Raw genomic sequence first — 26,702 nt, forward strand, 5'->3', positions numbered from 1 at the left:
GTTGCTAACGGTACCTCTGGCTTTAAAGGAACGCAGAGGTTCTCGATGGAAAAATGGGCTTTGTATCCTCTATCTGAAAACCACCCTAGAGTGAACAGTTATCAATAAGCAGATTGATACCTTCCCCTCGCTCTTTGGCAATCTCTCCTTACCCCGGAAAAGGGGTAAGGAGTTGCGAGATGGGTAGCCAGTTAGCGATCGCAACAAAGTTACGCAATCTCTAGAAGCTGAAGGTCGTGCGTACGCCACCCACTATGATGTCGTCGTCGCCATCTGCATTGGTGATGTAGTAGACACCAGGGGTAATGCTGATGTTGTCGGTGACCGGGAAGGTGTAGTAGATCTCGGCCAAGAAGGGGAAATCAAAATCATCATCTTCGATAGAGGCAAATACGGCCGTGTCGGGGCTACCGACTAAAAAGCCGCCATTCGACCCTTCGATGAAAAAGTCCAGGAAGGCAAAGCCAACCAAGAAGTCATCGAAGTCATCAGTGCCATCATCCTCAGAAAACGTGCGAGCGTACCACGCTGAGAAGATGACTGTAGGGCTGATTTCCCACGTTGCACCGAAAGAAACGGCGGCGAAATCCTCCTCTGAATCTCCTACCCCTTGACCTCCAGCCTGAAAAGCACCGGCCACTGCCAGCAACAAACTATCAGCCGGACTGAAGGCCGCCTCAGCAGCGTGAACGCTCGGCCCAGCAAAGAAACCAGACCCAAAGGTCGAGTCAGATGCTGCATCGGTTCCATAACCGTAGGAAATGAAGAAGAGATCTTCAACGATTTCCCAGGTGAAGGCAAGAGTGGTGTCGCCGACTCCGTCATAGGTCGCGTCGGGCAGATCGGCGAAGTCAGACAGGGCATCAAACGGAACGCCGAAAACAAAGGTGTCTCCAGGAGTGATATCAGTCAATCCGAAGGTTGCGTTGACGCGACCGTTAAAGAGAGGGAAGTTATAAAAGGTGTCTTCCAAATTGACATCGTCATTGATATCGGAACCAGCGCCAGAACCATCGGGACCGAAGATCAAACCCACTGGATCGCCTTCAAAAAAGTCGATTTCCCGAGCTTGCAGGCGAATCTGAAAGACGTCCTCTCCCGTAAAGGAGGCTCTGAAGTCTATGTTGAGCTCGTAGGGAATGGTGGCATTGTTGGTGGCATCGCCGGGTTCGCTGGCAGCGAAAATACCGGTAGCCAGCCCAAACTCGATCTGACTAGTGGTCGCGTTCAACCCCAGAGGATTGGCTTCCAGCTCGGCAGTCTTGGCTTCCAGCGCGTCAACGCGACCGTTCAATGCCGCCAGTTCGGCCGCAAATTCTTCTTGCAGGCGCTGAACGGTGGCTAGATCTTCGCGGGAAACTTTATCGGCTAAGCCAGCGGCAATCAACTCGTTGATGCGATCCAAGCAAGCGTTCAAACCCGCAGCAAACTCGCCACGGGTGAGAGCTCGGTTGCCCCGATAGGTGCCGTCGGGATAACCGGCAATACAGCCGTAACGCTCCACCAGAGACTGTAGTGCCGAGAACCACCAATCGGTGGGCTGTACGTCAGAGAGTTGAGAGACAGAGGTAACCTGGGCAAATTGCTGGGTTTGAGCTCGTACAGGCTCAGTGAAGGTCAGGGCGATTGCTCCCAAGCTCAGACAGCCAGTGAGCAAAGCACGCTCTCGATTGAAAAACATCAATTTTTTCTCCTCACATAGAACAGCACACCCTAACGCATTGGGTTGCTAACCTGCGTTTAGTTCAATGCGCTGTTAATAAAAGTGATTTTCATCTAAGAGTAAATCACATGCTTGAGGATAGTCGCAATATTGTTTGATTTTCTTTCTGGCACAAACTATACATATTATTGGCTTTTCTTGACTGGCAAAGGAAGTCAGAGCTTTGAGCAGCTGGCGGAATTGTCTGCCGGCCAAAATCTAGAGTGAAATTTTTTGTTAATAAACAGCAGTCTTTGAGACTTGTTGCAAGCTGTTCCTATCTTGGTAAGATGCTGTGGCGCGATCGCGTCCTGAGGGAATCGCCAGATGATTTTGTGCATTGCAGGAGTTTTGAGTGCCAGTGAGTTAGACACCGCTAACAAGCTAGTCGATCGAGCCGAATTTATCGATGGCAAATTGACCGCAGGCTGGCACGCCCGCTTAGTTGCAGCACAGCACCAGCGAGCCGGTATGCGAGCCGGTGCTGACACAGCAAACTTGTTGCAAAGCACTTGCAACTCATGGGTGGGTCAACTTTGATGTGATAGACATCACATTTCAATTGCGATAAAAAAACTTTGCAACAAGCTGAGATACAGGCTTCGAAGGCAAAAGTCTCAAAATAGCCACAACAGAGTGCTGTGATGCCTACATCCCTTATGCCGCAAGCAGTAGAACGATCGCAGAGGAAAGACTGAGAGCGCGATCGCCGCAAGGATTTCACAGTAGCATGCATCCTTTCTCAGAAAGAGGGGAAGAATCTTAATGCAAACTATTGCTATTAAGTGATGTCTCTGATAGCCTGAAGTTCGACATGTTTAGAGCGCTTTTGCTATCAATGGCGTGTACGTCGCTGGGCATAGGTCAATCATGGCAAATAACACCGCTATCATTCACGCACTTGATATCGTTCGGGATAATCCCATCGGACTGGACAGGGAGATTACTACTCCCGTATGCGAAGGGCTCAATATCCTTCTGGCCAGTTTCGAAGCTCTGTACCTTCAGTATCAAAAACATCATTTTGTGGTGGAGGGGACGGAGTTTTACCAATTGCACCAGTATTTCGAAGAAAGCTACGACGAGGTGCGCGGCCACGTCCATTCGGTTGGAGAACGGCTGAATGGTTTGGGAGGTGTGCCGGTGGCCAGCTTTGCCAAGCTGGCTGAGTTGTGCTGCTTCGAGCCCGAGGTGGAGGGCGCTTTTGCCTGTCGCGCTATGGTCGAGCACGACCTCGGTGCAGAGCAAACAATCGTCTCAGTCTTGAGATCTCAGGCAGCTCAAGCAGAAAGCTTGGGCGATCGCGCCACGCGATACCTGTTGGAGGGCATCCTGCTCGAAACAGAAGATCGCGCCATTCATCTGGAGCACTTTTTGGCGCAAGATAGCCTCACTTTGGGGCTCAACCGCTAGTCAGCAAGTTTGCTTCGACTGAGGTTAGTGCATTTGATTCGAGCTCTTCCGTCGGTACTCCATGCCCCAGCCATACTGGTGAGATTTGATGTCGAACCCGTTTTGCAATAGGACCCTTTTGAAGTTAGTCGGAGAGTTCGAATGATGGAGTTAACTAGCTCCGAACCCGAGAATAAGCTGCAGGCGATCGAAGTGCCCAGGAGCGATCGCTGGCGGATTAGAAGACGGCTTTTGGAGCTTTCCATTCCCGCCGTGTGTTCTGCAGACGGTCACTTGCACGTCGAGGTGAATAACAGTGTGGCAGCTCTTCAAGTACGCAGCGTCCTTCGTCAGTTTGGAGCCGGTCGAGCCGAGTTGGTGGACTGGCTGGAAAACTGCTGGCGTCAGACTTCTCCCGACTGCGCGGCATAAGCCTGCCGATACCTTGCTAGTACGGCAGGAATATCGAGGCGATTGGACCGACATTTATTTGGGGGGCGTACGGGCGGGCGATCGAGATCGCTGCTGCATTGCTTGCCCCGATCTCAAATTGTGCGTTCACTACCGATGGGCAGACCGCCAGCTCATTCGCGCGGCCCGACGTCCTGCCGAGATTCCCGCCCGTACTTGGAAATATTTGACTCGCAAGCAAGTCCGCTGAGCGGGATTGAGCCCTCACCCCTTGAATTCCTGTCGATATGAGCAAGCACACCCCAACATCTCGATTTGCCATCACTGGTCGCTTCGCGCGATTTGCCATTGAAGATGGCTTCAAAATCAAAGGATTTTATCTAGCCGTCTCCGGCGAAGAAGTTTATATTAAGCTACCCAAACGCTTGCGTTATTACTGTGCCGATCTGTTGGTGCCCGGAGCGCTACTGCAGGTGAGGGGCAAGAAAAAGGTCGATCTCAAACGCGATCGCGTCAAATTGAAGGCAGAAGATATTCTCTCGGCGATCGCAACCCCCGGCCACGCCAACGGCCATTGGTCGCAGGCGATCGAGCCCGCACGTTCTCGAGAAGACGCCGAAGACGTTGCCAAGCCCCAATGCATCCGTGTGTGCCAAAAGTCTAGCTGTTGCAAACGGGGAGGCGCTGCCGTTTGGCAAGCACTGGAGCGCGGGATTGCCGAGGCTGGGTTAGGCGATCGCGTCAAACTGAAGGCCACCAGTTGCATGGGCAAATGCAAAGCCGGACCGAACTTGATTATGCCCGGCAAGATGCGTTACAGCCACGTCAAGGCCCAATCTGTCTCGGATTTACTCGAAGAGCACTTTACCTCGCCAGCTCCGAGGGCGTGAGCTTCAGGATTGCGAGCATTTATGGGAAAGCCCCGCCGATATCGTAAAAAGCCCGACCTCGCCGTAATTGCCATACCGCTCGATCTCGATACGGAAGGCTTTGTCTATCGCAAGTGGGGCGACCTACAGCACTGCAAGCGAGGGGACTGGATCGTCAACAATCGCGGCGAAATCTATACGGTCGATCGCGCAGTATTCGAGCGCACTTATCGGCAGTTGCAGCCAGGGCTTTATCTCAAGATAACCCCCGTCTGGGCCGAGGTTGCCAGCCAAGCGGGCAGCGTGACCACCAAAGAAGGTCGCTCCCACTATCGAGCAGGCGATTATGTGGTTTACAACGACGAGGGTTTTGCCGACGCCTATTGCATGACGGCTGCAGAGTTCGAGGCGATGTACGAACCGGATGACTAGAGCGGGCGCAAGCGATTGACCTCAAATGCGATAATAATAACTTGGTAGAACCGAGCCCTTGCAACCGCCTGAGAAATATATGCCCTCTGACCCCAACCCCAACGGAGATGCCGAACGCCATTCAACGGCGACTGACCTCCCCCAGCAAAAGCCATCTTCCAGTCGGTCCGAGTCTTCCCAAGGGCCGTCCAACACGCTGTGGAACAATGAAAATCTCACCACGATCTTGACGGCGGTCGTGCTGACGGTTGTGATTCGGTTCTTTGTGGCCGAAGCCCGCTGGATTCCATCCGAATCGATGGTACCGACGCTGGAGATCGGCGATCGCCTCGTGGTGGAAAAGATCAGCTATCGCTTTCGCGAGCCCCAACGGGGAGACATTGTGGTGTTTATTCCCCCCGAGCACGTGGGCACCCAGGATGCATTTATCAAACGGGTAGTGGGGATTCCGGGAGATCGGCTTGAAATTCGCTTGAATGAAGGGCTCTATGTCAATGGCGAGCTCTTGCCCGAAACCTACACTGCCGAGCCCCCCAAGCTGAACGGTAGCTATCCTGAAGATTTGACGGTGCTGGGAGATTTGCGCGGCTTTCCCCTCGGGAGGGGAGCAAACCGGAGCGATCCGATTGTGGTTCCCCCCGATCGCTTTTTCGTCATGGGCGACAACCGCAATAACAGCCAAGATTCTCACATCTGGGGCTTTTTGCCGAAGGAAAATATTATTGGCCGCACCTTCGTCCGGTTTTGGCCCCTCAACCGCCTGCACTATTTTCCCCGCGTAGACTACAACTCCTTCTCCGTATCTGCGCCATCGGATGTCGGAACCTCTGTTGCTGCGGGCCAATGGGTGCCGTTGGCGACGGCAGAGCCTTAAAGATTGGGGAGAGGAGTATCTGTTGACAAAGACGTCGAATATTGACGTTGTATGACAGAATTGCCCGATCCCCAAGGAAACCCCTCGAAAATGTATCTGTAGATACTGTTACTGTATTGAGGTTTCCGATGAATCCCCAAGAGCAAGCGCGCCAGCTCGCCGCTAAGCAGCGCCAGCACGATCGGCACCAGCAAGAGTCGATGCTCGGTCGCGCCGAGTCTGAATTAGAGAGTGAGAAGGGCGATCGCCAAGTGGATGCCAGTGCCCGCGAGCTGGGTGCCAAGCAACGGCAACAGGACGCACAACGGCAAGAATCGATGCTCAGCCGCGCCGAGTCTGAAGAGATCCACTAGCTCCACGATCCAATAGCCCCAAAATTTCTGACGCCGCCCGCTCCAAAACTCCGGTTTGCCCCAAAGCAGCGCGCAACTGAGCGTAGTCCTGTTGGAGGGTTTTGCGGCGGCGGGGGTCGCTCAGTAGCTCGATCGCCTCGGTGGCGATCGTTTCCGGTTGGGCTGCGTGCTGCAGTAGTTCCATCACAATCGGTCGCATCAACACTAAATTGGGAGGCGATACAAACGGGACAGAGAATTTGAGGATGTATTTGGCAATCCAGTAGGTGATGGGATTGACGCGGTAAATGACCACTTGGGGCAGCCCGCGAATAGCGGTTTCGAGGTTGACAGTACCGGATTTAGCCAGAACGAGATCGACAGCAGAGAGGACGGTAGGAGTATCTCGTTCGACAAATTTAATCTCCACCCCCAGTTTTTTGGCTTGTTTGGCGATCGTCCGGCGAAACTCGGGGCGCGACAGCGACACCCAAAACTCCACATCGGGCAGCTTGGCTTGTAGCAGTTGGGCCGCTTGCAATAAGGTGGGTAGCACCGTGCGCAGCTCCTGCGGGCGCGAAGCAGGAAAGATGGCAATGGCTCGAGCGTCGGGGGCCATCTCCAAACGGGCTCGGGCTTCAGCCCGAGAGGGGGGCGATTGCAAAATGTCAATTAAGGGATGCCCCACCCAACGAACATTGCCCCCCGCTTGCGCGTAATACTCTGCTTCAGCAGAAAAGATCGCCAGAATCAGGCGACTGAAGGCCACCAATCGATGGGTGAGCTTGGGGGTAAAGGTCCACACCCATTCCTGTGGCGCAATATAGTACACCACCGGGACGCCCAGTTTTTGCAGCCGATCCCCCATGCGGTGGTTGACCCCGACATAATCCACCAAAATGGCCAGGTCGGGGGGATTGCGGTGCAGATAGCGACTCACCTTCCACTCCAGCCAGAGGGTCGGGCCGATAAAGGGCAAAGCTTCTAAAATACCGACGGAGCTAATGCCGGTGGTGTTGTGCAGTAGCTGCGCTCCAGCCGCTGCCATCCGATCGCCTCCCACTGCCACCACCTCTAGCTCGGGGCGCAGGCGCAACAACGTACGAATCAGATGACTCGCCTGCAAATCGCCAGATACTTCGCCAGTACATACAAAGACTCGGGGCATCGGCTACGCTTCGCCCTTCTTGTCGGTATCGCGGCTGGGCAGCGGGCCGCGACGATCGCGATCGCCGATCGAGCTTTTCAGGAAGCGCAGCAGTTCGGCGACATACTCGCCCTCTGACGGCCAGGTGGCTAACTCCTGCAAGACATCCTCCAGTTTGCGACGGCTGCGATACAGCAGCCGGTAAGCTTCTTTTAATTGCTTAAACTCGGGATCGCTAGATCGGAGTCCCGCCCGTTTGAGACCCACCAAGTTCAGACCGCGAATGCGACCGGGATTGCCCTCCACCATCATGTAAGGGGGAACGTCGCGATCGATGCGAGCCATACCCCCCACCATCGCCAATTTGCCAATATGCGTAAATTGATGCACCCCTACTAAACCACTAATGCGCGCTTGAGACTCAATGCGAATGTGTCCGGCCAGTGCGACGGAATTGGCCATGATGACGCGATCGCCAATGTCGCAGTTATGGGCCACGTGAGTGTAGGCCATGAGCAAATTATCGTTCCCCAGGCGAGTCACCTCCCCCTCTTCAGTGGCCCGATTGATCGTCACGCATTCCCGCAAGCAGTTGCGATCGCCAATCTCCACTCGACTGGGAGCCCCCCGGTATTTCAAATCCTGCGGTTCCAGCCCGATCGCCACCCCCGGATAAATCAGATTCTCTGCCCCAATCTCCGTCCAGCCATCCACCACCACATTGGGATAGAGCTTGGTGCTTGCCCCAATGCGAACGTGTTCGCCGATCGCACAACCCGGCCCCACCTCGGCGGTGGGGTGAATCTCCGCTCGCGGGTGAACCGTTGCAGTGGCATGAATGCGTTGGGACGAAGACACAGATGTCATAGTTAGCTTAACGGTGCCACTCCACGGTACCTGCAGGTCTACAGTTCGGCTCTGGGGGGATCAATCCACCAGCGAGAACATCAGTTCCCCTTCTGTTACTAGCTTGCCATCCACCTCTGCTCTAGCAGCCATTTTGCCAATCCGCTGGCGACGAATGGTCAGCACTTCAACGGTCATGATCAGGCGATCGCCCGGTACCACCGGTCGGCGAAAGCGCACGCCGTCAATCCCGGCAAACAAAGCCAGTCGTCCTTCTGCACCGGGCATTTGGGTCAGGATAATTCCCCCCACCTGAGCCATCGCTTCGACGATCAGCACCCCCGGCATAATCGGACGGCCGGGAAAGTGGCCCTGGAAAAACTGTTCGTTGAAAGAAACGTTTTTGAGGCCGACTGCCCGCTGCCCCGGCACGAACTCGGTGATGCGATCGACGAGCAAGAAAGGATAGCGATGGGGCAAAATCTCCTGAATTTGCTCGGCTGTATACACAACCTCAGCGGGCTTGGAAGATGTTTCGGGCGCAGAAAAAGCAGCAGTCACGGCAAAGGGTTGAATTCGGATGGGGGACTCGAACCGGCAGCGGATATGGGGAAATGCAATTCGCTTGGCTGTCGTCCAAGCGCCCATCCAGCAATCGGGATCGAGCGGATGCAAAGATTCGAGATCGAGTCCAGTCTGGAGCGGTTGGCGCGGCGAAACGAATACCGACGTTAGCGATCGGTCTCAGCCATCAGCTGCGCGAGGTCAATCTGCTCGCGTCGGCCAGAAGCTGTTGGGCAAAGCGACCGTGCAGGGTGTGGCTTGCTTTGTAGGCAATAAAATGTCCCTGCCAACGCACACCCGCGAGGCTGAGATCTCCTAGTAAATCTATCAGTTTATGGCGCACTGGCTCGTCTGAAAATCGCAATGGTGTCAGCCATTCCCGCTCGTTACAGACGATCGCGCTCTCTAGGCTGCCCCCTTTAATTAAGCCCAATTCCAGAGCTTGGCGGGCTTGGACCTCGGTGGCAAACGTACGAGCGGGGGCGATCTCCTCCCGAAACTGCTCCGGCCCCTCCACCCAACTCAACCACTGCTCGCCAATAGGGCAATTGGCAAAATCAATGCCGTAGGTATAGCGGGTTTGAGGACTGGGCACCCCACTCACGAATGCATCTCCCTCCCAGACTGTCAGGGGTTGCGCGATCGCGATCTGCACCCGTTCGGCCTCTTGTGCGGCGATGCCCGCCTCGGCGATCGCCTCTATCCAAGGCAGCGCCGACCCATCTAAAATCGGTGCCTCCGGCCCGTTCAGTTCGATGCGACAATTATCGACACTGCACCCCGCCAACGCCGCCATCAAGTGTTCGATGGTGCGCACCTGCGCCTCTCCCTGTTGTAAGAGTGTGGACAGTTGAGCCGGGACAGCATTCGCGAGACTGGCTGCAATGGCGGGCTGTCCTTCTAGGTCTACCCGTACGAAGGTTCGTCCGGTCTTGGCTGGAGCCGGTTGGAGGTGGCAGGTCACTGCAGCTCCTGTGTGAAGCCCGGTGCCGCTGACCGCCACCGGGCGGGCTAGGGTGTGCTGTCGGTTGCTGGCGATCGCTGCTGACAGGGAGGATGGGTTGGGGGCAAAGGTGGGCATGGGGGAAAGTTGGGAGTCTGTGACGGTGGCTTGTTTCACTGTACTGCCAACCTCGGTTGCACCGCTCCGATCTCGACTCGAAGCAGTTGGGTTTTGGGACGGCGATCGGGTAATATAGGTTGCCGCTGGGCGAGTGGCGAAATGGTAGACGCACCGCACTCAAAATGCGGCGGGGAAACCCGTGAGAGTTCGAATCTCTCCTTGCCCATCTCGATCTCCTGCAGGGCTTTCTGGGGAGACTGGAGGATTTGTCTGTCTTGCGATCGCAGCTCTCAGACTGACCTGTGCGGGCGATCGCCTCAATTCAATTTGTTGCGGCTGTCGAGAATAGCTTGGCAGTTGTCTCCCTGCAAAAGCTGCAGCTAGGATGAAAGCCAAGCTCAAATAGTTCATCTTTAAGCTGACAGCACTGCGATCTCCCCCAGAGTCTTGGTATGAAAGACGTTAACTACCTACGCATCAGCCTGATCGATCGCTGTAATTTTCGCTGTCAGTACTGCATGCCCGGCGATGAGGAAATGGCATGGCTGGACAGGGATGTCCTACTCACCCGTGCAGAAATTGTCAGCTTGGTGCGGGATGTGTTTATGCCGTTGGGGTTCAATCGGTTTCGATTGACTGGGGGAGAACCACTGCTGCGTCAAGATGCGATCGCAATTGTCAGCGACCTCAGCCGTCTCGACGGCCTCGTCGACTTAGCCCTGACCACCAACGCCTTTATCTTGGCTGATAAAGCCCGCGCCCTCTACGATGCCGGACTGCGCCGCATCAACATCAGCCTCGACTCCCTCAACGCCGACACCTTCCGCCAGATTACCGGTCGGGACTTATGGCACAACGTCTGGGCAGGCATTCAAGCGGCTTACGATGTGGGGTTCGATCCCCTCAAGCTCAATGTAGTCGTGATCCCGGGCGTCAACGATCGGGAAGTAGAAGCGCTAGCCGCCCTCTCGATCGATCGCGCCTGGCACGTCCGCTTTATTGAATTCATGCCCATCGGTAACAGCACTCTCTTCTCTGATAAAGGCTGGATCGATTCCGCCGATTTACGCCAGCGCATCCGGGCCAAATACGGTTTGGAAAGCGCCAGCGTCCGGGGGAGCGGTCCCGCCGACATCTTTCGCATTCCCCAGGCCAAAGGTACCCTCGGCTTCATCAGCCAAATGTCTGACTGTTTCTGCGACAACTGCAATCGCATTCGCCTGTCTGCCGATGGCTGGCTGCGCCCCTGCCTGCTGAACGAGTCCGGCCAGATCGATCTCAAAGCTTCCCTGAGAAAGGGGTACCCCCCCGATCGCCTGCGCGAACGGGTACGCCAGTTGTTAAGCGAAAAAGCTGAGATTCACTTTAAAGATCGCGATCGAGGCACCCGCGATCGATACAGTCGTACGATGTCTCAGATCGGGGGGTAGACTCGGAAACTCTACATAAACGTACTCCGGTACACCTGCTGCAAAGTGCTGAATCTCTCATTTGCCCCTGTACGACGCAAGTCTCGCAGAGTCTCCTCAATAATTTGTCGCGCTTCAGAGCGGCTAATGGGCTCGAATATAGCCTGCTCGCGCGGGCTGGGATCGATTGTGGCGCGGAAAAATAGACGCTGAGCATACAGAGTCGTAAACAATCCTTGGGTCTCTCCAATCGAGCAAAGACTGTAGAGCAAACCAAATGTGGGGTGGTGAATGTAAGTTTCGTGCATATAAAAATAACTTTGCCGTAGTGCTTCGAGGAACTGCAGCACAACTAGCATCCAGGGGGAAAGGATTGACAACTTAGAGTCACGGTACCCAGAGAAAAACTACTTGACAACACAACTTTTCTCTCCCGCTCGTAAAAACGGATCTAAGCAACCTGCGAGAAATCTCGCAAGTCCGGCTTGCAGTAAAGCAAATTCAAAGGTTCGAAGAGGAGACTGACGAACTGAAAAGCAGGCTGACACGATTTGACGCCAAGCGATGTTAATACTTTCTTAATTATGTATCCGAGCAGTTGTTCGCATCCACTGCCGCGATCGCGGTTGCTCGGGATTGCAAGAGTGGCCTACACTGAAGCAGGTTTACAAATCTTTGTATCCAGTCTGGAACGCTTAATTTATGGATTGCGTTATCTATCGCCGCGCTCAATTTGCCGCCAGTCATCGCTATTGGCTGCCGGAGTTGTCGGAGGCAGACAACCGCGCTCGATTTGGTTTAGCTGCGAACTTTCCCGGCCACGGCCACAACTACGAACTCCATGTGGGCATGAAGGGGGAGGTGGATGAGTACGGCATGGTGCTCAACCTCTCGGATGTGAAACAGATCTTGCGATCGCGAGTCATCGAACCCCTCAATTTTTCTTATCTCAATCAAGTATGGCCGGAGTTCGAGCAAACCTTGCCGACAACGGAATGTCTGGCCCGATCCATTTGGAGGCGGTTAGCTGATGCCCTCCCCCTGACGAGCGTGCGAGTCAATGAAGATCCCGAATTGTGGGCAGAGTATCGAGGCAATGGAATGGAATCCTATCTCACCATCAAGACTCACTTTAGTGCCGCCCACCGACTGGCGCGTCCCGAACTGTCGCTCGAAGAAAATACTGACATTTACGGTCTCTGCGCCCGCCCCCACGGTCACGGCCACAATTACTTTCTAGAAGTTACGGTGGTCGGGGACATGGATCCTCGCACTGGCATGGTTGTGGATCTCGTCGCCCTGCAGAATGCCATCGAAACCCATGTCGTCAAGCCCTTCGACCATACCTTCCTCAATAAAGACATTCCCTATTTCGCCGAGGTGGTTCCCACAGCCGAAAATATTGCTCTCCACATTCGCCACCTACTCTCTGCCCCCATCCGCAAGCTAGGGGTCGAGTTGCATAAGGTTCTGCTGCAGGAAAGCCCCAATAATAGTGCTGAGGTCTATGGCGCTGCTCCGGCGATCGCCACCTCTGAGAAGCAGCTTGCCGAAGCAGTGCCAGTTTAGTGTTGCGACTGGATTGCCACACTGCGGTACTTCGATCGCGTCTAGCGACTGACGATGGCGCGGGCGAGGCGATCGCTGTCGATCCGGTAGACATATCCAAACGTCTCGGTCACGCGAGCCCGGATTCCAGCTAAGGGATACAGCCCCAATTGAGAGACGGCATATTCGTCAGCCGCCGCAATCAGTTCTCGAGCTTTGCCGTATGCCACCTCGCCAGCGACATGGGCGCGCAGCAGCGCATCCAGCAGATCGTTATATTCCAAGCTATTGCGGAATTCAAATCGGGGAGTTGGGGATGTGGGCACAGAGGTTGCCGACGTCTGGGGAGCCAGGGCTGAGGCCGCAGCGGGAATGCTGGTGGTCACTTGTAAGGTGAGTGTTTGGACGGAGCCCGGTTGAATGCGAACCAGGCGCAGCTTGTCGGGACTGCTCAAGCCCACCACTGTGCCGAAAGCCGAGCCTAAGAAACCAGACCGTTGGACGGTGGAGAGATTGGTACCGCTAGCTCCGGCAACAGCCACGCCGAGGTTGCCAAAGACGGTACGGTTGCGATGGGCCATTTGGTCGGCGGCAGCACGAGTAATGGTTTGACCGGGGAGGAAAGAACTGCGGGCTTGCAGGGGAACCACTCGGCCATTGACGATAATATGTTCCGCCACAATATAGGCTCCGCCATCCTCCGGTTGGATGCGAATGCTGACGGCAGAGTTGGCGGGCACTAGCTCTTGGCCGTAACGGTTGTAGAGGGGTTGCATCGAGGGGACTGTGAGGGGGTAGGCGTCCCCTTGGCCCACGTCCACAATCACTTCGGGCAGTGTGACCAGCACGGCAGTGGAGGCAGGCAGTAAGGCAGCGTCAGCAGCGATCGCCGCTGGGGAAGTTCGATTTTGACGAATGCTGGTTTCAAACGGCTGCGCTAGAACGGGCAGTGCGGATGCGCCAACTAAGGAAAGGGCAAGGGCGAGGCGGCATAGGCTGGAACGCAACATGGGGGACTCCAGGGGTAAGGATGGCGGGGTGAAAGAGGGCGAGAATTGGAGAGTGGGGGAGAGAGCTCGAAAAGGACCGGCTCGCGGCAGTAGGCTCTCCCCCCCACTGAGCCGGACTAGTTCAGTAGGTCGTGCAGTAGATTGTTGGTGTTGTTTTGCGTGCTGATTTCCACCATCGCTTCGGTTTGCATGCGAGTGGTTTCGATTTGGGCGGCCCCCAAGACGACGGCATCGCAATTGCTGCCGCTCACCAACTCAGCAGAAGTTTGCTCGAAGCCAAATTCCCGACCGTTAGCCCAAGTCGTGGTGGTGCTAGTGTCGCTAAAGCGGTCGTAGGTGTTATCCCAGTTATTTTCCCGCTCGTTAGAGGTACGAGTAGTTCTTTCGCTGCGGCCACTACCGCTGACGCCGATGCCCAAGAAGCTGACGCCGCCACCGCCGCCGCCTTCAGTGTGGCGATAGGAGGAGGATGCGGAAGCGTTAGCGCCGCTGACGTTAGTGTGAGATTCAAAGATGTTGTTTTGAGCGCGAGAACCTTCGTTGCTGTCGGCGTAATAACCGCTGCTGCTGTCGATGTTGTGGCCCAAGCCGACATCGCTGCAGAAGGAATGGGGATCTTCGGCGATCGCGTCGCTCCAGTCGCCTGCAAAGGCTGCAGGGGAGGTGGAGACTAGGGCAAAAGCAGTTAAGACAGAACCGAATAGTTTGATAGATTTCATCACAGACTCCTTTCAGGTGAGGGGTTTAAGCTGATGAGTCTAAGGTACGAATCTTTACCGAGCCCCACCGCGATCGCTATCTCCCTTTCACTGCGATCGCGATCGCATCCCTCCGATGCCCGCGCTCGGATGCTGATAACCCTTGTTTCACAAGAGCTTCGGCTGCTCGAAGGCAGGAGTGCCAATGCCCGCAATCCCCATCCAACTGCACTATCGCCAGTGGGGGAGTCCCGACGGGGACTCCCTACCAGTCCTGATGCTGCACGGCCATCCCGGCAATGGTGCGGCGATGGAAGTGTTTGGGGATTTTTTGGCCTCGCAAAGGTGGGCGATCGCCCCCGACCTACGCGGCTACGGTCGCAGTCAGGTGAAAGACAGCTACGAGCTGGAAACCCATCTAGACGATTCGATCGCTCTACTCGATCGCCTCAACATCCAGCAATGCCTCATCCTGGGGTGGTCGTTGGGGGGCATTTTGGCGCTGGAACTGGCGATTCGCTATCCCGATCGCATTCGGGGGCTCGTGCTCGTCGCGACTGCGGCCCGCCCCCGCAGCAACCACCCGCCCATCTCGATGGCAGATAACGTTTGGACGGCGATCGCCGGATTGCTGAATTGGGTGTTTCCGGGGCAAAAGTGGATTGTCGAAACGGCGGGGAAGCGATCGCTATTTCGCTATCTCATCCAACGACATACCCCCACGGCCTATCGCTATTTAGCTCGCGCTGCCGTTCCCGCCTATTTACAAACCTCTCGCCACGCCCATCGCGCCCTTTCCCGCGCTCTGCAAAATCGCTACAGTTGCCTCGATCGCCTGCCTCCATTACAGATGCCTGCATTAGTCCTGGCAGGGTCGGAAGATCGCCACATTACCTGCGAGGCGAGTGCAGAAACGGCTAGAGCTTTGGGGCGATCGCAGTGGATTGCCTATCCCAACACCGCCCATCTATTTCCGTGGGAAATTCCGCTGCAGGTGCAGGAGGATATTGGGAAATGGCTGCAACTGCAGCAGGAGCTGCTCGGATAGAGCTCGGATCGAGTCCACACGGGAGCATCGGCCCGAGGAGAATTTCACCCACTCACAAATCTTTCACAATCTCCTGGTCCAATGGAATCTAGAAATGAATGTCGCTCTCGTCCAGGTCTAACCCGCCTGGACTTTATTTTGGCGCGATCGGACCCATTGCCAAGGAAGTGAAAGACTCCACAAATCCTTCACAGTCTCCTGGTCAAATAGAAGCTGGAACATGAATGTCGCTCTCGTCCAGGTCTAACCCACCTGGGCTTTTTTTGGCGCGATCGGACCCATTGCCAAGGAAGTGAAAGACTCCACAAATCCTTCACAGTCTCCTGGTCAAATAGAAGCTGGAACATGAATGTCGCTTTTGCCCAGGTCTAACCCACCTGGGCTTTTTTTGGGGCATGCCGTTTGCTGCATTGTAGGAGGAAGGGAAGGCTCCACCCATTTGGACCCGCTCTCTGCCAGTCGTTCAGTATGATTGTTACTGGTATGCCAAGTTCTCATCCCGCGCGGTCCCAGCCAGTGTCTATTCCCGCGCTAGCCAACTACCAGCCCGAGCGCGGCCCTATCTACCAATTTTGCACGGGCCTCAGATTTGGCTGGGCTGGATTGTGCCTGTTTGTGCGATCGCCCCGCCTGCAGTTGCTCGGCTTAGTCCCCATTGCTCTGACTGGTGGAAGCTTTGCAGCACTCTTGTGGTTCGGCGTCACTTTGGTGGGGTCCTGGCTGGATCGATGGCTAGCGGCTCTGCCCCAATGGCTGACTGCTTTCGCAGAAGTGGTGGGTAGCTCGGTGGTGGCGATCGCCCTTCTGCTCGTGGCTTACCTCTTATTTCTGCCCCTGGTCGGGATTGTGGCCGGTCCCTTTCGAGATGCCATTGCGATGCACACCGAACGGCTGGTGCGGGGGACAGTGACTGATGAAGGGCTGGGGTTGTGGGCCACCGTCAGGGGATTGTTCGAGCTGATTGGGTTTCAAATGTCGGTCTTGGTGGCCTTAATTGCGATCGGTGTGGCTGCACCGGGAATTGGGACAGTACTGTCGGTGGCGATCGCTATTTTTCTGACCGCATTAGATATGGTGGACCCCGCCTTGGGGTTGCGAGGATATCTGTTGGCGCGAAAACTGCGCTTTGTCGGCCAAAATATTGCCTTACTAGCGGGTTTCGGGCTCGCGAGCTTTCTCGTGTTTTCGATTCCAGTCTTGAATCTCGCGATTTTGCCAGTGGCTACCACTGGAGGCACGCTCTTGGCGATCGCTGCCACAGAGGGCGATCGATCGCCCTCAGAACAACCAGTATCCGGGCAGAAAAAATATTGACTTGGTGGCTGAATAGTTCCTAAAGAGCCCAGCAGACCGCTGCAATAAATGGTTTGTCTGTAAGCGGGTGATGAGACTCGAACTCACGACATTCAGCTTGGGAAGCTGACGTTCTACCACTGAACTACACCCGCGCGGCTGGCTCCCATCTTATCAAACTGCACTACGCCCGAACCTTGCAATATTTAACAGGCGATCGCCAGATCTCGAACGGAGCCCATCAGCGATCGCCCTCCAAACCAAACTCGCGCCTAGCGGCCCCCAACCGTAATGCTGTCAACCTTAATATGGGGCTGGCCGACAGTGACGTAAATACTGCCGCTGACGGAACCGCAGAACCCAGCCGCCAGATCGACATCATTGGCACACATCGAAATTTTATTCATGATGTCGCTGGCATCGCCAATCAGCACAGCTCCCTTGAGGGGCTTGCCCAACTTGCCATTCTCGATGGTATAAGCTTCGTCGACGCCGAAGTTAAACTCTCCAGTTGCCCCCACACTGCCACCCCCCATCTTCTTGCAGTAGATGCCTCGATCAATTGAGGCAAACAGATCTTCGACGGAATGCTCGCCCGCACCGATATAAGTGTTGCGCATGCGGCTGGCGGCTGCGTAGGTATAGCCCTGACGGCGACCGCTACCGGTACGGGGGTGACCGGTGCGCATTTCGCCCGCGCGATCGCTAATGAAGTTTTTGAGAATGCCGTTTTCGATCAGCAACGTCCGCTGTACGGGCATCCCCTCGTCGTCCATATCGACAGTGCCGAAGGCTTCGGCAGAGATGCCTTCATCCCAGGCTGTCAGACTTTCGTGGGCAATTTTCTCGCCCTTCTTGTCGGCAAACGGCGTAGTTTCCCGTTCGATTTGGGTGGTCTCCAGCAGGTGGCCGCAGGCTTCGTGGAAGATGACGCCACCAAATTGATTGGCCATCACGATCGGGTAAGTGCCCGATTCGACGTAGTCGGCATAGAGCATATGGCCCGCCGATTCAGCAACATCTGCAGCGGCAGACGCATAATCCCAACTGCGCAGGAAGCTGGGATCGCTCGTGTTGCCGTCGCGGCGACCGATGGAGGAACGGTGTTCGCCGTCGGCACACAAGAGGCTGTAGCCCACCGATTGGGTCAGGCGGATATCGCGGGCAAAGGTGCCGTCACTGGCGGCCACCATGACTTCTTGCCAATCGCGAAAGTAAACGGCTCGACGGGATTGGGTGTGTTTTGCTTGTTTTTGCAATTCGTCGGTGCCGCACAGCAGAATATCTCCCATTTCCTGCATGGAACTGCAGGCGGGCAGCCAAGCCTCTTTCCCTTTAGCAACAGCGTAGTCCCGCAGCGGCTCTAGATTGACTTCGGGAACGAAGGCGTTGGGGCTGGGGATGTCGAGACCCATGATGGAGAGGGCTTTTTCGAGGGCAGCTTTGAGGCCGTTGAAGGAAAGATCGTTGGTGCTGACATAGCAATCAGCTCGACCTTTAAAAACGCGCACGCCCGCCCCTGTGGAGAGGCTAGGGGAAATGCTGGTGATGCGTTCCTCTTCAGCTAGGCAGCTAATGTAGTTGGTGCGTTCTAAGAAGAATTCGACGAAGGCTGCACCTGCAGCTCGTCCGAGACCGAGCAGAGTGGAGAGGGGAGCGGCCCAAGTGCTATCGAAGGATTGGGGAGTAAAGCGATATTGCAGTTGGGGCAGTTCTCGAGTTTGCAGCAGGGTTGGCGACATGGAGGCTTTCCTTCGGTCGGTGGTGCGATTGAGGGATTGGGGAGCTTTGTTGCTCTGTAAGGCTCAGTCTAACAAATCTCAACTTTCAGGAATTGGGCTTGGCCGCGATGCTGCTAAGAGTTTAGAGCTGCGAATAAGATTGTGGTGGCGAGGGTTGCTGCGCCTATGAATATTAAGGTGCGCCAAAAGGGGAAGGGTTTGGGGTCGTTAGCGGAAGGGCGCGGGGGCTCGGTGAACGATGGCGAGGGGGTTGTCGGAGCAGATGCTGCTTTACCGCGGACGAATTCTTGCCGATCGCCCAGTCGGTCGAGATTTTCGACTCTAGCGTTCCAGTTTTGGGGTCGTTCTAGCCTGGGGGCGCTCCAGATGCTCGCCAGATAGTTGGCTTGTTTGCGAATTTCGGCGTCCTGACTGTTGGTTAAGGGAAGGACGGTTTCGATCGCCGCTTCTGTGTTGCCAATGGCGTCGGTGGCGATCGCCTGCCACAGCCAGAGGGGTTCGGCATAAGGGTGCTGTTCGAGGGCGGTGGCGATCGCGTCGAGGGTTTGTCGGTAGAGACCTCCTTCAAACAAAAGTTGAATGCGATCGAGGTGGCGATCGACGGTTTGGGGAGGAGATGCATCAGCCAACGGAATCTCTCAGCGCAGTTGACTTTGTTGTACCACTCCTCGAAGAAGGTTCGAACAGCAGCCAGAAGCTCAGTCAGCAGCTACAGGTAGGTCATCATCGAACCGCCTTGCCTATCCCTGCAATCCCACTGTGCAAGCTGCAAGCGCCTACCTCGATCGCCAGTTGGGGGGAATTCTCCATCGACGGCAAAACAGTCTCATCGAGATCGAGACGAGCGCACCGCCTGCCCGCCCCAGCCTTCAATACTCCAACAGCCAATCTGACAACTCGCAAAATCCTGCCCCTTCAGCAGCAGCAGTCACGTAGGCGGGATAGCACGCCATCGCGCCCGTATAGTGCAAAATATTGGCTACACCCACTGAATGGGGAAACGCATTCGAGCAGAATAAGCTTTCGTCATTGGGACTATCTCCCACCGTCACGATTTGCTCGGCAGACAGCTCGCCGTATAACTCCTTCGCCACTTGCAGCACAGCTGCCCCTTTTTCCTGCGCTAGTGGCTTGATATGACATTGAATCGAGCTATAGGTAAACCCCCATCCCTCCCGATGGCACAAAACCCGCATTCGATCGAGCTCTTGAGGTTTGATGTGGCGATTCTCGAATGTCCAATCGGTCAACCGGAAAGCGTTATCGGACGATTCCACTAAATAGGGAAACTCCTGTTGCAGTAGTCGGAAAATGGCCCGAAGTTTGTCTCGATGGGCAGCTCGATTGGCGATCGGCGTCAGTAAGCGACCGGTATCCTCCTGACCGCCGTGATAGTAAATTCCGCCATTTTCAGCGATCGCCCCAGCCAGGGGAAGGTAAGTTTTTAACCCACTCACCCAACCCGCCGACCGACCGGTGACCAACAGCACTTGAATTCCCCTAGACACTAGAATTTCTAAGGCATTGATTAAAGATGAGTCCAAGCGCCCTGCCTGGGTGAGGGTACCGTCCATATCGGTCGCCAATAAGCGAATCGATCTCCGCCACGACGTCTCTGCCTGCGATAAAGGTAACAATTGAACCGATGCATCTGACTGATTGGGCACAGTAAATTCCCCATCCCTACACTTGTTCAAAATAATACATTTTTGCTCTAGAATTGTCCCGATCGTCCAAACAAAGGCGATCGCTCGCTAGCACAATTGCAAGATCAATTTGACTCCCTGGAATACAAATTAATAGATCTCGCTGCCTTCAGCACATCGATTTTGCGCTTGCCGTGAAAAAGTAGCTAACCCCGACAAAATATGACAAGTCTACCTGAGTTCGATGGCTCTGTATGGCCCTCACCCCCAGCCCCTCTCCCAAACTTGATACTGCTGGCCAATTTAACATTTAGAAATATTGGCATGGTGCAAGTCCTCTGCATGGCCCTCACCCCCGGCCCCTCTCCCAAGTTTGGGAGAGGGGAGAAACAGCCGAAAATCCTTACGGGGCCTTGTTCCCCTGCCCCCAAAGTTGGGGGTAGGGGTTAGGGGAAGGGGGCCACAGGCATCTAGACAAATGGCCAATGTTTCGGAATATGAATTTCGCCAGCAGCATCAAACTTGGGAGAGGGGAGAAGCAGCCTCAAACCCGCAATCTACCGTTCTGTTCCCCTTCCCCTAAACTTACGGCTGACGCCACGCTTCGCGAGGGGGGAAGGGGTTAAGGGATGGGGACCAGATACCTGTCGAACTGACGTAGGTCTAGATCGGGGCTTGTCAATTGCTTGACTCCCTCGCAGAAAGTGTACGTGCAAGCTGACTGAGGATCGCGAGAGTGCAGCAATCAAGTGGATGTGGCGGGAACGAACAATAAGAATCCGGCAGCGATCGCCACACCACCCGCTGCATAGAAGGTCCATTCCAAGCCGCCCACAGCCAGAACTGGCCCGAGCAGAATAGGGGATAGAAATTGGCCTAAAAAGCCCGCCCCCGTTCCTGCTGCCAACACACTCGAACGCAGTTTATCCGGCGCCAGATTGGCCAAGGTGTCATACAGATTGGGAAGCACCAAACCGAATCCAGCCCCAAACAATACTGCTGCCAATAAAATCCAGCGATATAAGCTCAGGATAGGGATAGTCCACAGCGTCACTGCCATCAGACCGAACCCTAAGGCAGTTGCTCGGGCTTTTCCCCACTTTTTAGCCAAACGCTTGGCCCCAAAGGCAGAGACTAAGGCGGCTCCGACGGCTCGCGAGGCCAGAGCCACCCCATTCAACGTCGTGCCGATCGCCAACGTCTCTCGGAGATAGAGGGGCGCGTAGATCACCACTGCATACATCGCCACGGAGGCAAGGCTGAGGGTGAGTAAGAGTTTCTGAATCTCGGCACGGCCCAATACCCCGCGCAGTCCTTCGTTCGAGCCCGCTTTGATTGCATGGGGGGGGACTTTTCGCTCGAACGTATAGAGGGCTAAGAGGGCTAACGGTAGCGCCAGCCCGTAAAGATAGAAGGCAAACTGCCAGTTGAACGAACCGACCCAGCCTCCCAATAGCGGAAAGACAATTCCTGTGATGGTTAAGATACTGGCTGCATAGGCGATCGCCTTCGATCGCGCTTCCCCCTCGTAGATCGACCCCAGTAACCCCAAGCTACCTGCCGCAATCCCGCCGCTGGCGACCCCAAGCAGAGCTCGCGTCGCCAATAACGGCCAAAAACTCGGCATCAAAGCTCCCGCCGCTCCAAATAGGGCATAGAAGACGAGAGCGGGGAGCAAGACGTTCAGCGGCCCGATTTTATCTGCCAAGATCCCCAATGGCGGACTGAGGACCGCGATTGTCAGGCAATGCATACTGACGAGATTGCCTGCCAGGACTGGATCGATGGCCAATTGCTGCACGACGTCTGGTATAACCGGTGCCACCACGCCCCCTGCCATCGTTGTGAGGGATCCTGCCGCCAAGACAACGGGGAGTTTGAGGGATTGTTGCTCGAAGGTTTTGCGATTTCTCGGCATCTAGATCCCCAGTTAGGACGTTTTCGATCGCACTTGGCATTGTACCGAGGCGTCGCCCTGGCGGAGGTGTCTTCACCTGCGGGCTGCCGAACAGAAAAGGGAGACCTCGCGATCTCCCTCAATGGATCTAAGCCCTGAGAACTCTCGATTCAAATTGCCCGAGTCGAGGGTTGCGTTCAACTCCAGTTCAAAGCCATCAAGCAGGATGGACTTGAGTTTGTCGAGATAAGAGCTGCTGGATCGATGTTTTTTCCAACAGTCCCAGTAAAATGCCGTCGCTAGATTCCACTAACAGTTCCGATCGCTGTTGCTGTTCCAAGCGCTGTACCACGTCGAGCAAAGGCTGCTCGGAGGGCACGATTGCCGCTCGGTCAATTGGCTGCACGATCTCTTTCACCTGCGTGTAGGGCCAGTCGCTACTGGGCAGAGCTTTGAGCTCGCTGACAGAAATCGTCCCGACTAATCGACCCATTGCATCTGTCGCCACGAACCGACGCCAGCGATTGCCCGTCAAAACCAGCTCGTCAGCCAACTCGCGTAACGTCGCCTCAGCCGAGATCGTCGGGCTGTCAGCCACCACTGCATCTGCCGCCGTAAACCCAGACAACTGCTCTTGCAGCGTGGCCGACTGCGCGGACTGGCTGGCATTCTGCAACAGGAACCAACCAATCAGTAGGGTCCACACACTGCCCACCGAACTCAGCCCCAGCACGGAGAGTAAGCCGAAAATCACGGCAGTCCAACCGATCAGCTGACCTACGCGGCTGGCAAATCGAATGCCGCGATAGGGATTGCCCGTCAGCTTCCAGACGGCTGCTTTAAGCACGTTACCGCCATCCAAGGGCAAGCCAGGAATCAGATTGAATGCGGCTAAAGCCAGGTTAATACTGGCTAGCAAGCCGACGATCGCAGCGGCCGGACCCGCGAGAGGCGCGATCGCCAAAATGACCGAGAGTAGGATAAACAGCAGCAAGCTCACCAGCGGTCCGGCGATCGCCACATTAAAGGCCCCCAGAGGGGTATCGGACTCTTTTTCTAAATTCGCCAAGCCACCGAATAGGAACAGGGTAATGGACTTCACCCCAATGCCCTGTTGCAGAGCCACAGCGCTGTGGCCCAGCTCGTGAGCCAAGACTGAAGCAAACAGCAGCAATGCTGTCAGTAAACCCAACAGCCAGGGTAAAAGACCATTCAGACTGGGGAAGGCAGCTAAGCCGCTACCATAACTCCAAGTCACTAACCCCAGCACCAAAAACCAGGAGGGGTTAACGTAAAACGGGATGCCAAATAGGTTTCCCAGGCGAATATTGTTATTCATCAGACCACCTTAGGTCGCGTTAGTGAGAGATAAGGTATGGAACGCTCTTCTCTCGGATTGAATGTCAACGGCAAACCACTGGCTGAATCACTCGATTGGGGGACATTGGCAAAAGTACTGAAGATGTCGAGCTCAAGAGTAGGTTTCGAGAGAGTACTCGTGCTGGTCGGTCAGTGGCACCGTATGGCAGGCGGCGATCGGGAGCGATAGATTCGCATCGGTCGATTGAGCCGCTATATATAAATGTAACAGATTGTAAACATCCTGTCATATTTCTTCCAAAGACTGCTAATAAACGCAGATGGGTAGATAGCCATCTCGCTCTCGGGTAGCGCGAATTCAGCGTGGCGTCAGCCTTAATATTGGGAGAGGGAAGCAGCAGCCAGAGAGCGATCGCCCACCGAGTTTAGTTGACGGTCGAGACCGTCTCCCCGATCGCCGCTGACATCTTATCCAGCCACTGAATCAAGAATTCGAGCTGCTGACCGGCAGGCTGCGACCCCAAGCCCCGCACCGTGACCTTCCCCGGTTGAAACACAAATCGCGCTTGGAGGTGATTCGGTAAAACCTCTTTGAGCCTTTCCCAAGCGGGTTCTTCCATCGCGGTTTCTAGAATGACGTGAGCCTCCACTGCGTGTCGTCCACAGTGGGAATTTCTTGACCGCGAATTTTGGCGATCGCCTCGTTCCTGGAGTTTTAACTAACGAACCGGCAAAAAAATGTCGATGTGTTGCATCGACTGTCGTAGGGTCAAGGTTACAAATGCTCATGAACCTACCCCCTATGATTTGCGGCATGGTTCAACGCTGGGTAACACTTTCGGTTAATTATCAAAACCTCCAACCGCCACCAGGTAAGCTTTTGTTCGATCTGCCCCGTCCTTAAAGTGTTACCCAAAATTACCAGGTTTTGAACCAAGCCTAAAAACCTGAAAACACCTAAATTCCTCGCGTCCTCGCCACATTGCTAGCTGTTTTATGATTGGAGGATGCAAAAGCTCACCATAACCCGACCCGACGACTGGCATCTGCATCTACGCGACGGCGCAGCGCTGAAAGCGGTTTTACCACACACAGTGCGTCAGTTTGCCCGCGCCATCGTCATGCCGAATTTGAAGCCCCCAGTGCGCTCAGTAGTTGATGCTGCAGCCTATCGCGATCGCATCATCGCAGCAATTCCGGCTGGCAAACAGTTTGAGCCATTGATGACGCTCTACCTCACTGACAACACAAGTCCTGCAGACATTATCGCGGCCAAGGCATCCCAGTTTGTCAAAGCGGTCAAGTACTACCCAGCCGGTGCAACGACTAATTCAGACTTCGGTGTGACGGACATTCGCAAGTGCGATCCCGTCTTTAAAGCGATGGAGCAAGTAGACATGCCCTTATTGCTGCACGGGGAAGTGGCCGATCGAGATGTTGATATGTTCGATCGCGAGAAAGTCTTTATCGAGAAACAGTTGCTTCCCCTCAAGCAGCGATTTCCCAACCTACGCGTGGTGCTCGAGCACATTACCACCTCTGATGCTGTGCAGTTTGTCCTTGCTGCCCACAACATTGCTGCAACGATCACGCCACAACATCTATTGTTTAACCGCAACAGCCTATTCAAAGGTGGCATTCGCCCCCACTTTTATTGCCTGCCCATTTTGAAACGTGAGGAGCATCGCCAGGCACTTCTGCAGGCAGCAATATCTGGCAATCCTAAGTTTTTTCTTGGCACCGATAGTGCCCCCCATTCCCGCGACAGCAAAGAAAATTCCTGTGGCTGCGCGGGTTGCTATTCGGCTCTGCACGCGATGGAGTTGTACGCAGAGGTTTTTGAGCATGCTGATGCACTGGATAAACTTGAAGCTTTCGCCAGCTTCTATGGTCCAGATTTTTATCAACTCCCGCGCAATACCGAACAAATCACCTTGGCCAAAACAACCTGGCGTATTCCCGATGAAGTGCCATTTACTGAATCCGGGCTTGTGCCCTTACGGGCAGGTCAGGAGATGACGTGGCAAATGGCGTAACATTTGCAGTTGCTTGGCATGAAATTCGCCTTTATTTATCATTGGACCCGTTTTGGCAACGGTACTATTTTCGAAATTTTTTGGTCTATCCCTCTTCTGTCAAGTCAGTCATGATGGAGCCAATATCCGCTATACAGATGGTATGGAGAAAATATAAATATAAGCTCCAGATGTATACGGGGCAAAGACTAGAGGGTTTATTCTTATTCATAAGAGAGCTCTATATTCAAGGGTAAAAGCTTTCCACAACTTTAAATCCGATCGTCAAACTGACGGCAAATGCAGAGATGAAATCCTCAAATCCTTACAGAACAGCTATTACAGGCGAGTAGCATTCTTTTTTCAAGTAGCTCAATCCTAAAAAAGTTATCTATCAATTTATCGAGCTTATCCCAATATGACAGAAGAAGGATAGTCCTAATAAAGTACCTTTTAGTCCCTCTCACTAACGCTGCTAAGCACTGCATTCACCCCCTAAATCTCCCATTCTGGACGTTCGGCAAACTCAGTCGAGCCGGGGACTTGACGACAGTGCTAGCTGGGGTTTGGAGACGAGGAAGGCGAACTGGAGAATCGCGCTAGTTCTAACGGATTCTGTGGCGGCTGGATTGCCAGACTTCAAGCAGAAAATAAGATTCCGTATTTAATTGACAGTCAAGACCGTCTCCCCGATCGCCGCTAACATCTTATCCAGCCACTGAATTAAGAATTCGAGCTGCTGGTTTGCAGGCTGCGACCCCAAGCCACGGACGGCGACTTTACCCGGTTGATAGACAAATCGTGCTTGGAGGTGGTTCGGTAAAACCTCTTTGAGCCTTTCCCAAGCGGGTTCCTCCATCGCGGTTTCTAGAATGACATGAGCTTCCACCGGTTTAATGCGCGCGAAGCCGAGAGATTTAGCCACGTATTTGAGTTCCATCACCCGCAGCAGTTCCTGCACGGGTTTGGGTAGGGGACCGAAGCGATCGCCCCAGTCTGCCGCAATGCCTTTGAGTTCCGCCCGCGAGTTGGCAGCGGCCACCTCGCGATAGGCCGACATCTTCAGATCTGCATCGGCAATATAGCGTGTGGGAATCATGGCAGTCAGATTGAGATCCACCTGCGTGTCATCCACAGTGGGAATTTCTTGACCGCGAATTTTGGCGATCGCCTCGTTCAGCATGTCCATATATAAGTCGAAACCGATCGCATTCATCTGGCCGGATTGCTGGGCACCGAGCAGATTGCCCACACCGCAAATTTCCATATCTCGCATGGCCAGTTGATAGCCAGACCCCAATTGCGTGAACTCCTGAATGGCCCGCAGGCGCTTGCGGGCATCGTCGGTCAACTTGCTTTGCTGGCGATAAAACAACCAGGCATGGGCTTGGATGCCAGCTCGACCCATCCGGCCTCTCAATTGATAGAGCTTGAAGTTGGTAAG

Annotated in this window: 28 protein-coding genes, 2 tRNA genes and 1 pseudogene; 15 read left to right on the forward strand and 16 right to left on the reverse strand. The window is 54.7% G+C overall.

Annotated features, from left to right (window positions below):
* Positions 1-220: 220 nt before the first annotated feature.
* Entirely contained in the window at positions 221-1,681 is a 1,461-nt protein-coding gene (locus SYN7336_RS27230; RefSeq protein ID WP_017328072.1) for an iron uptake porin, read from the reverse strand.
* Positions 1,682-2,029: 348 nt separating this feature from the next.
* On the opposite strand from SYN7336_RS27230, the gene SYN7336_RS33140 reads away from it, so the two are divergent.
* The 8 genes from SYN7336_RS33140 (at position 2,030) to SYN7336_RS21835 (ending at position 6,033) form a co-directional block, all read left to right on the forward strand.
* A complete protein-coding gene (locus SYN7336_RS33140) occupies positions 2,030-2,242 on the forward strand; it encodes a hypothetical protein (RefSeq protein WP_017328073.1) in 213 nt (70 codons plus the stop codon).
* 330 nt (positions 2,243-2,572) lie between these two features.
* Positions 2,573-3,115, forward strand: a complete 543-nt coding sequence (locus SYN7336_RS21810) for a Dps family protein (RefSeq protein ID WP_017328074.1) — start codon at positions 2,573-2,575, stop codon at positions 3,113-3,115.
* A gap of 141 nt (positions 3,116-3,256) precedes the next feature.
* Positions 3,257-3,526, forward strand: coding sequence for an Asr1405/Asl0597 family protein (locus SYN7336_RS29350; protein WP_071590836.1), 270 nt, complete (start codon positions 3,257-3,259; stop codon positions 3,524-3,526).
* Positions 3,527-3,539: 13 nt separating this feature from the next.
* Positions 3,540-3,755, forward strand: coding sequence for a hypothetical protein (locus SYN7336_RS29355; RefSeq protein ID WP_071590837.1), 216 nt, complete (start codon positions 3,540-3,542; stop codon positions 3,753-3,755).
* 37 nt (positions 3,756-3,792) lie between these two features.
* Positions 3,793-4,395, forward strand: coding sequence for a (2Fe-2S) ferredoxin domain-containing protein (locus SYN7336_RS27235; protein ID WP_017328076.1), 603 nt, complete (start codon positions 3,793-3,795; stop codon positions 4,393-4,395).
* Between the two features lie 21 nt (positions 4,396-4,416).
* A complete protein-coding gene (locus SYN7336_RS21825) occupies positions 4,417-4,806 on the forward strand; it encodes a hypothetical protein (RefSeq protein ID WP_017328077.1) in 390 nt (129 codons plus the stop codon).
* 79 nt (positions 4,807-4,885) lie between these two features.
* Complete coding sequence (lepB, locus tag SYN7336_RS27240) at positions 4,886-5,680, forward strand: signal peptidase I (RefSeq protein ID WP_017328078.1); 795 nt, start codon at positions 4,886-4,888, stop codon at positions 5,678-5,680.
* A gap of 128 nt (positions 5,681-5,808) precedes the next feature.
* Complete coding sequence (locus SYN7336_RS21835) at positions 5,809-6,033, forward strand: hypothetical protein (protein WP_017328079.1); 225 nt, start codon at positions 5,809-5,811, stop codon at positions 6,031-6,033.
* Here the strand turns inward: SYN7336_RS21835 and lpxB are convergent.
* The 4 genes from lpxB to lpxC all read right to left on the reverse strand — a co-directional run bounded on the left by lpxB (position 6,002) and on the right by lpxC (position 9,650).
* Positions 6,002-7,180 (reverse strand): lipid-A-disaccharide synthase, encoded by a 1,179-nt coding sequence (gene lpxB, locus SYN7336_RS21840; protein ID WP_017328080.1) that lies wholly within the window; start codon positions 7,178-7,180, stop codon positions 6,002-6,004. The two genes, SYN7336_RS21835 and lpxB, sit on opposite strands and share 32 nt — an antisense overlap.
* Positions 7,181-7,183: 3 nt before the next feature.
* The gene (lpxA, locus tag SYN7336_RS21845) at positions 7,184-8,026 is read right to left on the reverse strand and encodes an acyl-ACP--UDP-N-acetylglucosamine O-acyltransferase (RefSeq protein ID WP_038026181.1); all 843 of its coding nucleotides are present in this window, start codon (positions 8,024-8,026) and stop codon (positions 7,184-7,186) included.
* A 60-nt stretch (positions 8,027-8,086) separates the two neighbouring features.
* Complete coding sequence (gene fabZ / locus SYN7336_RS21850) at positions 8,087-8,566, reverse strand: 3-hydroxyacyl-ACP dehydratase FabZ (protein WP_051039944.1); 480 nt, start codon at positions 8,564-8,566, stop codon at positions 8,087-8,089.
* A gap of 190 nt (positions 8,567-8,756) precedes the next feature.
* A complete protein-coding gene (gene lpxC / locus SYN7336_RS21855; RefSeq protein WP_051039945.1) occupies positions 8,757-9,650 on the reverse strand; it encodes a UDP-3-O-acyl-N-acetylglucosamine deacetylase in 894 nt (297 codons plus the stop codon).
* Positions 9,651-9,777: 127 nt separating this feature from the next.
* On the opposite strand from lpxC, the gene SYN7336_RS21860 reads away from it, so the two are divergent.
* Positions 9,778-9,858 (forward strand) — tRNA-Leu (locus SYN7336_RS21860).
* A gap of 226 nt (positions 9,859-10,084) precedes the next feature.
* On the forward strand, positions 10,085-11,062 hold the full coding sequence (gene moaA, locus SYN7336_RS21870) for a GTP 3',8-cyclase MoaA (RefSeq protein WP_017328084.1): 978 nt from the start codon (positions 10,085-10,087) through the stop codon (positions 11,060-11,062).
* Positions 11,063-11,073: 11 nt separating this feature from the next.
* Here the strand turns inward: moaA and SYN7336_RS21875 are convergent, their stop codons facing one another.
* Positions 11,074-11,400 carry a PII-interacting protein PipX family protein gene (locus tag SYN7336_RS21875; protein WP_017328085.1) on the reverse strand — a complete coding sequence of 109 codons (327 nt, stop codon included), beginning with the start codon at positions 11,398-11,400 and terminating at the stop codon, positions 11,074-11,076.
* Between the two features lie 343 nt (positions 11,401-11,743).
* Here SYN7336_RS21875 and SYN7336_RS21880 point away from each other — a divergent pair, with 343 nt between their 5' ends.
* Complete coding sequence (locus tag SYN7336_RS21880) at positions 11,744-12,610, forward strand: 6-carboxytetrahydropterin synthase (RefSeq protein ID WP_017328086.1); 867 nt, start codon at positions 11,744-11,746, stop codon at positions 12,608-12,610.
* Between the two features lie 41 nt (positions 12,611-12,651).
* Here the strand turns inward: SYN7336_RS21880 and SYN7336_RS27245 are convergent, their stop codons facing one another.
* Together SYN7336_RS27245 and SYN7336_RS28405 are read right to left on the reverse strand one after the other, a co-directional pair.
* On the reverse strand, positions 12,652-13,599 hold the full coding sequence (locus SYN7336_RS27245) for a hypothetical protein (RefSeq protein ID WP_017328087.1): 948 nt from the start codon (positions 13,597-13,599) through the stop codon (positions 12,652-12,654).
* Between the two features lie 116 nt (positions 13,600-13,715).
* Positions 13,716-14,318: a hypothetical protein gene (locus SYN7336_RS28405; RefSeq protein WP_017328088.1), complete on the reverse strand. Its 603-nt coding sequence runs from the start codon at positions 14,316-14,318 to the stop codon at positions 13,716-13,718.
* A gap of 184 nt (positions 14,319-14,502) precedes the next feature.
* Between SYN7336_RS28405 and SYN7336_RS21895 the strand changes: the two genes are divergently transcribed.
* A complete protein-coding gene (locus SYN7336_RS21895; protein ID WP_017328089.1) occupies positions 14,503-15,345 on the forward strand; it encodes an alpha/beta fold hydrolase in 843 nt (280 codons plus the stop codon).
* A gap of 516 nt (positions 15,346-15,861) precedes the next feature.
* The gene (locus SYN7336_RS21900; protein WP_017328090.1) at positions 15,862-16,659 is read left to right on the forward strand and encodes an EI24 domain-containing protein; all 798 of its coding nucleotides are present in this window, start codon (positions 15,862-15,864) and stop codon (positions 16,657-16,659) included.
* Between the two features lie 62 nt (positions 16,660-16,721).
* On the opposite strand, the gene SYN7336_RS21905 is transcribed toward SYN7336_RS21900, so the two are convergent.
* From SYN7336_RS21905 to SYN7336_RS21935, 6 genes are all read right to left on the reverse strand, one after another.
* Positions 16,722-16,793, reverse strand: a tRNA-Gly gene (locus SYN7336_RS21905).
* A 117-nt stretch (positions 16,794-16,910) separates the two neighbouring features.
* Positions 16,911-18,380 carry a TldD/PmbA family protein gene (locus tag SYN7336_RS21910; RefSeq protein ID WP_017328091.1) on the reverse strand — a complete coding sequence of 490 codons (1,470 nt, stop codon included), beginning with the start codon at positions 18,378-18,380 and terminating at the stop codon, positions 16,911-16,913.
* Between the two features lie 113 nt (positions 18,381-18,493).
* The gene (locus SYN7336_RS28410) at positions 18,494-19,009 is read right to left on the reverse strand and encodes a hypothetical protein (protein ID WP_017328092.1); all 516 of its coding nucleotides are present in this window, start codon (positions 19,007-19,009) and stop codon (positions 18,494-18,496) included.
* A gap of 240 nt (positions 19,010-19,249) precedes the next feature.
* On the reverse strand, positions 19,250-20,047 hold the full coding sequence (locus tag SYN7336_RS21920; protein WP_017328093.1) for an HAD-IIB family hydrolase: 798 nt from the start codon (positions 20,045-20,047) through the stop codon (positions 19,250-19,252).
* A gap of 724 nt (positions 20,048-20,771) precedes the next feature.
* Positions 20,772-21,944, reverse strand: a complete 1,173-nt coding sequence (locus SYN7336_RS21930) for an MFS transporter (RefSeq protein ID WP_017328094.1) — start codon at positions 21,942-21,944, stop codon at positions 20,772-20,774.
* A 196-nt stretch (positions 21,945-22,140) separates the two neighbouring features.
* Entirely contained in the window at positions 22,141-23,262 is a 1,122-nt protein-coding gene (locus tag SYN7336_RS21935; protein WP_017328095.1) for a site-2 protease family protein, read from the reverse strand.
* A gap of 36 nt (positions 23,263-23,298) precedes the next feature.
* Here SYN7336_RS21935 and SYN7336_RS31340 point away from each other — a divergent pair, with 36 nt between their 5' ends.
* Positions 23,299-23,472, forward strand: a complete 174-nt coding sequence (locus tag SYN7336_RS31340; protein ID WP_156820279.1) for a hypothetical protein — start codon at positions 23,299-23,301, stop codon at positions 23,470-23,472.
* A 196-nt stretch (positions 23,473-23,668) separates the two neighbouring features.
* On the opposite strand, the gene SYN7336_RS21940 is transcribed toward SYN7336_RS31340, so the two are convergent.
* Positions 23,669-23,893, reverse strand: coding sequence for a hypothetical protein (locus SYN7336_RS21940; RefSeq protein WP_017328096.1), 225 nt, complete (start codon positions 23,891-23,893; stop codon positions 23,669-23,671).
* 357 nt (positions 23,894-24,250) lie between these two features.
* Here SYN7336_RS21940 and pyrC point away from each other — a divergent pair, with 357 nt between their 5' ends.
* Positions 24,251-25,279, forward strand: a complete 1,029-nt coding sequence (pyrC, locus tag SYN7336_RS21945; protein WP_017328097.1) for a dihydroorotase — start codon at positions 24,251-24,253, stop codon at positions 25,277-25,279.
* A 643-nt stretch (positions 25,280-25,922) separates the two neighbouring features.
* Here pyrC and SYN7336_RS21955 read toward each other — a convergent pair.
* Positions 25,923-26,690: pseudogene (locus SYN7336_RS21955) on the reverse strand (TRCF domain-containing protein); the annotation flags it as partial.
* Positions 26,691-26,702 lie beyond the last annotated feature (12 nt).

The sequence above is a fragment of the Synechococcus sp. PCC 7336 genome (genome assembly GCF_000332275.1).
Taxonomy (GTDB): domain Bacteria; phylum Cyanobacteriota; class Cyanobacteriia; order Thermostichales; family PCC-7336; genus PCC-7336.

What these genes read in the sequence shown, in the direction of transcription:
- SYN7336_RS27230 (WP_017328072.1), bottom strand. Translation starts at nt 1,681, where the DNA reads ATGTTTTTCAATCGAGAGCGTGCTTTGCTCACTGGCTGTCTGAGCTTG.
- SYN7336_RS33140 (WP_017328073.1), top strand. Translation starts at nt 2,030, where the DNA reads ATGATTTTGTGCATTGCAGGAGTTTTGAGTGCCAGTGAGTTAGACACC.
- SYN7336_RS21810 (WP_017328074.1), top strand. Translation starts at nt 2,573, where the DNA reads ATGGCAAATAACACCGCTATCATTCACGCACTTGATATCGTTCGGGAT.
- SYN7336_RS29350 (WP_071590836.1), top strand. Translation starts at nt 3,257, where the DNA reads ATGATGGAGTTAACTAGCTCCGAACCCGAGAATAAGCTGCAGGCGATC.
- SYN7336_RS27235 (WP_017328076.1), top strand. Translation starts at nt 3,793, where the DNA reads ATGAGCAAGCACACCCCAACATCTCGATTTGCCATCACTGGTCGCTTC.
- SYN7336_RS21825 (WP_017328077.1), top strand. Translation starts at nt 4,417, where the DNA reads ATGGGAAAGCCCCGCCGATATCGTAAAAAGCCCGACCTCGCCGTAATT.
- lepB (WP_017328078.1), top strand. Translation starts at nt 4,886, where the DNA reads ATGCCCTCTGACCCCAACCCCAACGGAGATGCCGAACGCCATTCAACG.
- SYN7336_RS21835 (WP_017328079.1), top strand. Translation starts at nt 5,809, where the DNA reads ATGAATCCCCAAGAGCAAGCGCGCCAGCTCGCCGCTAAGCAGCGCCAG.
- lpxB (WP_017328080.1), bottom strand. Translation starts at nt 7,180, where the DNA reads ATGCCCCGAGTCTTTGTATGTACTGGCGAAGTATCTGGCGATTTGCAG.
- lpxA (WP_038026181.1), bottom strand. Translation starts at nt 8,026, where the DNA reads ATGACATCTGTGTCTTCGTCCCAACGCATTCATGCCACTGCAACGGTT.
- lpxC (WP_051039945.1), bottom strand. Translation starts at nt 9,650, where the DNA reads ATGCCCACCTTTGCCCCCAACCCATCCTCCCTGTCAGCAGCGATCGCC.
- moaA (WP_017328084.1), top strand. Translation starts at nt 10,085, where the DNA reads ATGAAAGACGTTAACTACCTACGCATCAGCCTGATCGATCGCTGTAAT.
- SYN7336_RS21875 (WP_017328085.1), bottom strand. Translation starts at nt 11,400, where the DNA reads ATGCTAGTTGTGCTGCAGTTCCTCGAAGCACTACGGCAAAGTTATTTT.
- SYN7336_RS21880 (WP_017328086.1), top strand. Translation starts at nt 11,744, where the DNA reads ATGGATTGCGTTATCTATCGCCGCGCTCAATTTGCCGCCAGTCATCGC.
- SYN7336_RS27245 (WP_017328087.1), bottom strand. Translation starts at nt 13,599, where the DNA reads ATGTTGCGTTCCAGCCTATGCCGCCTCGCCCTTGCCCTTTCCTTAGTT.
- SYN7336_RS28405 (WP_017328088.1), bottom strand. Translation starts at nt 14,318, where the DNA reads ATGAAATCTATCAAACTATTCGGTTCTGTCTTAACTGCTTTTGCCCTA.
- SYN7336_RS21895 (WP_017328089.1), top strand. Translation starts at nt 14,503, where the DNA reads ATGCCCGCAATCCCCATCCAACTGCACTATCGCCAGTGGGGGAGTCCC.
- SYN7336_RS21910 (WP_017328091.1), bottom strand. Translation starts at nt 18,380, where the DNA reads ATGTCGCCAACCCTGCTGCAAACTCGAGAACTGCCCCAACTGCAATAT.
- SYN7336_RS21930 (WP_017328094.1), bottom strand. Translation starts at nt 21,944, where the DNA reads ATGCCGAGAAATCGCAAAACCTTCGAGCAACAATCCCTCAAACTCCCC.
- SYN7336_RS21935 (WP_017328095.1), bottom strand. Translation starts at nt 23,262, where the DNA reads ATGAATAACAATATTCGCCTGGGAAACCTATTTGGCATCCCGTTTTAC.
- SYN7336_RS31340 (WP_156820279.1), top strand. Translation starts at nt 23,299, where the DNA reads ATGGAACGCTCTTCTCTCGGATTGAATGTCAACGGCAAACCACTGGCT.
- pyrC (WP_017328097.1), top strand. Translation starts at nt 24,251, where the DNA reads ATGCAAAAGCTCACCATAACCCGACCCGACGACTGGCATCTGCATCTA.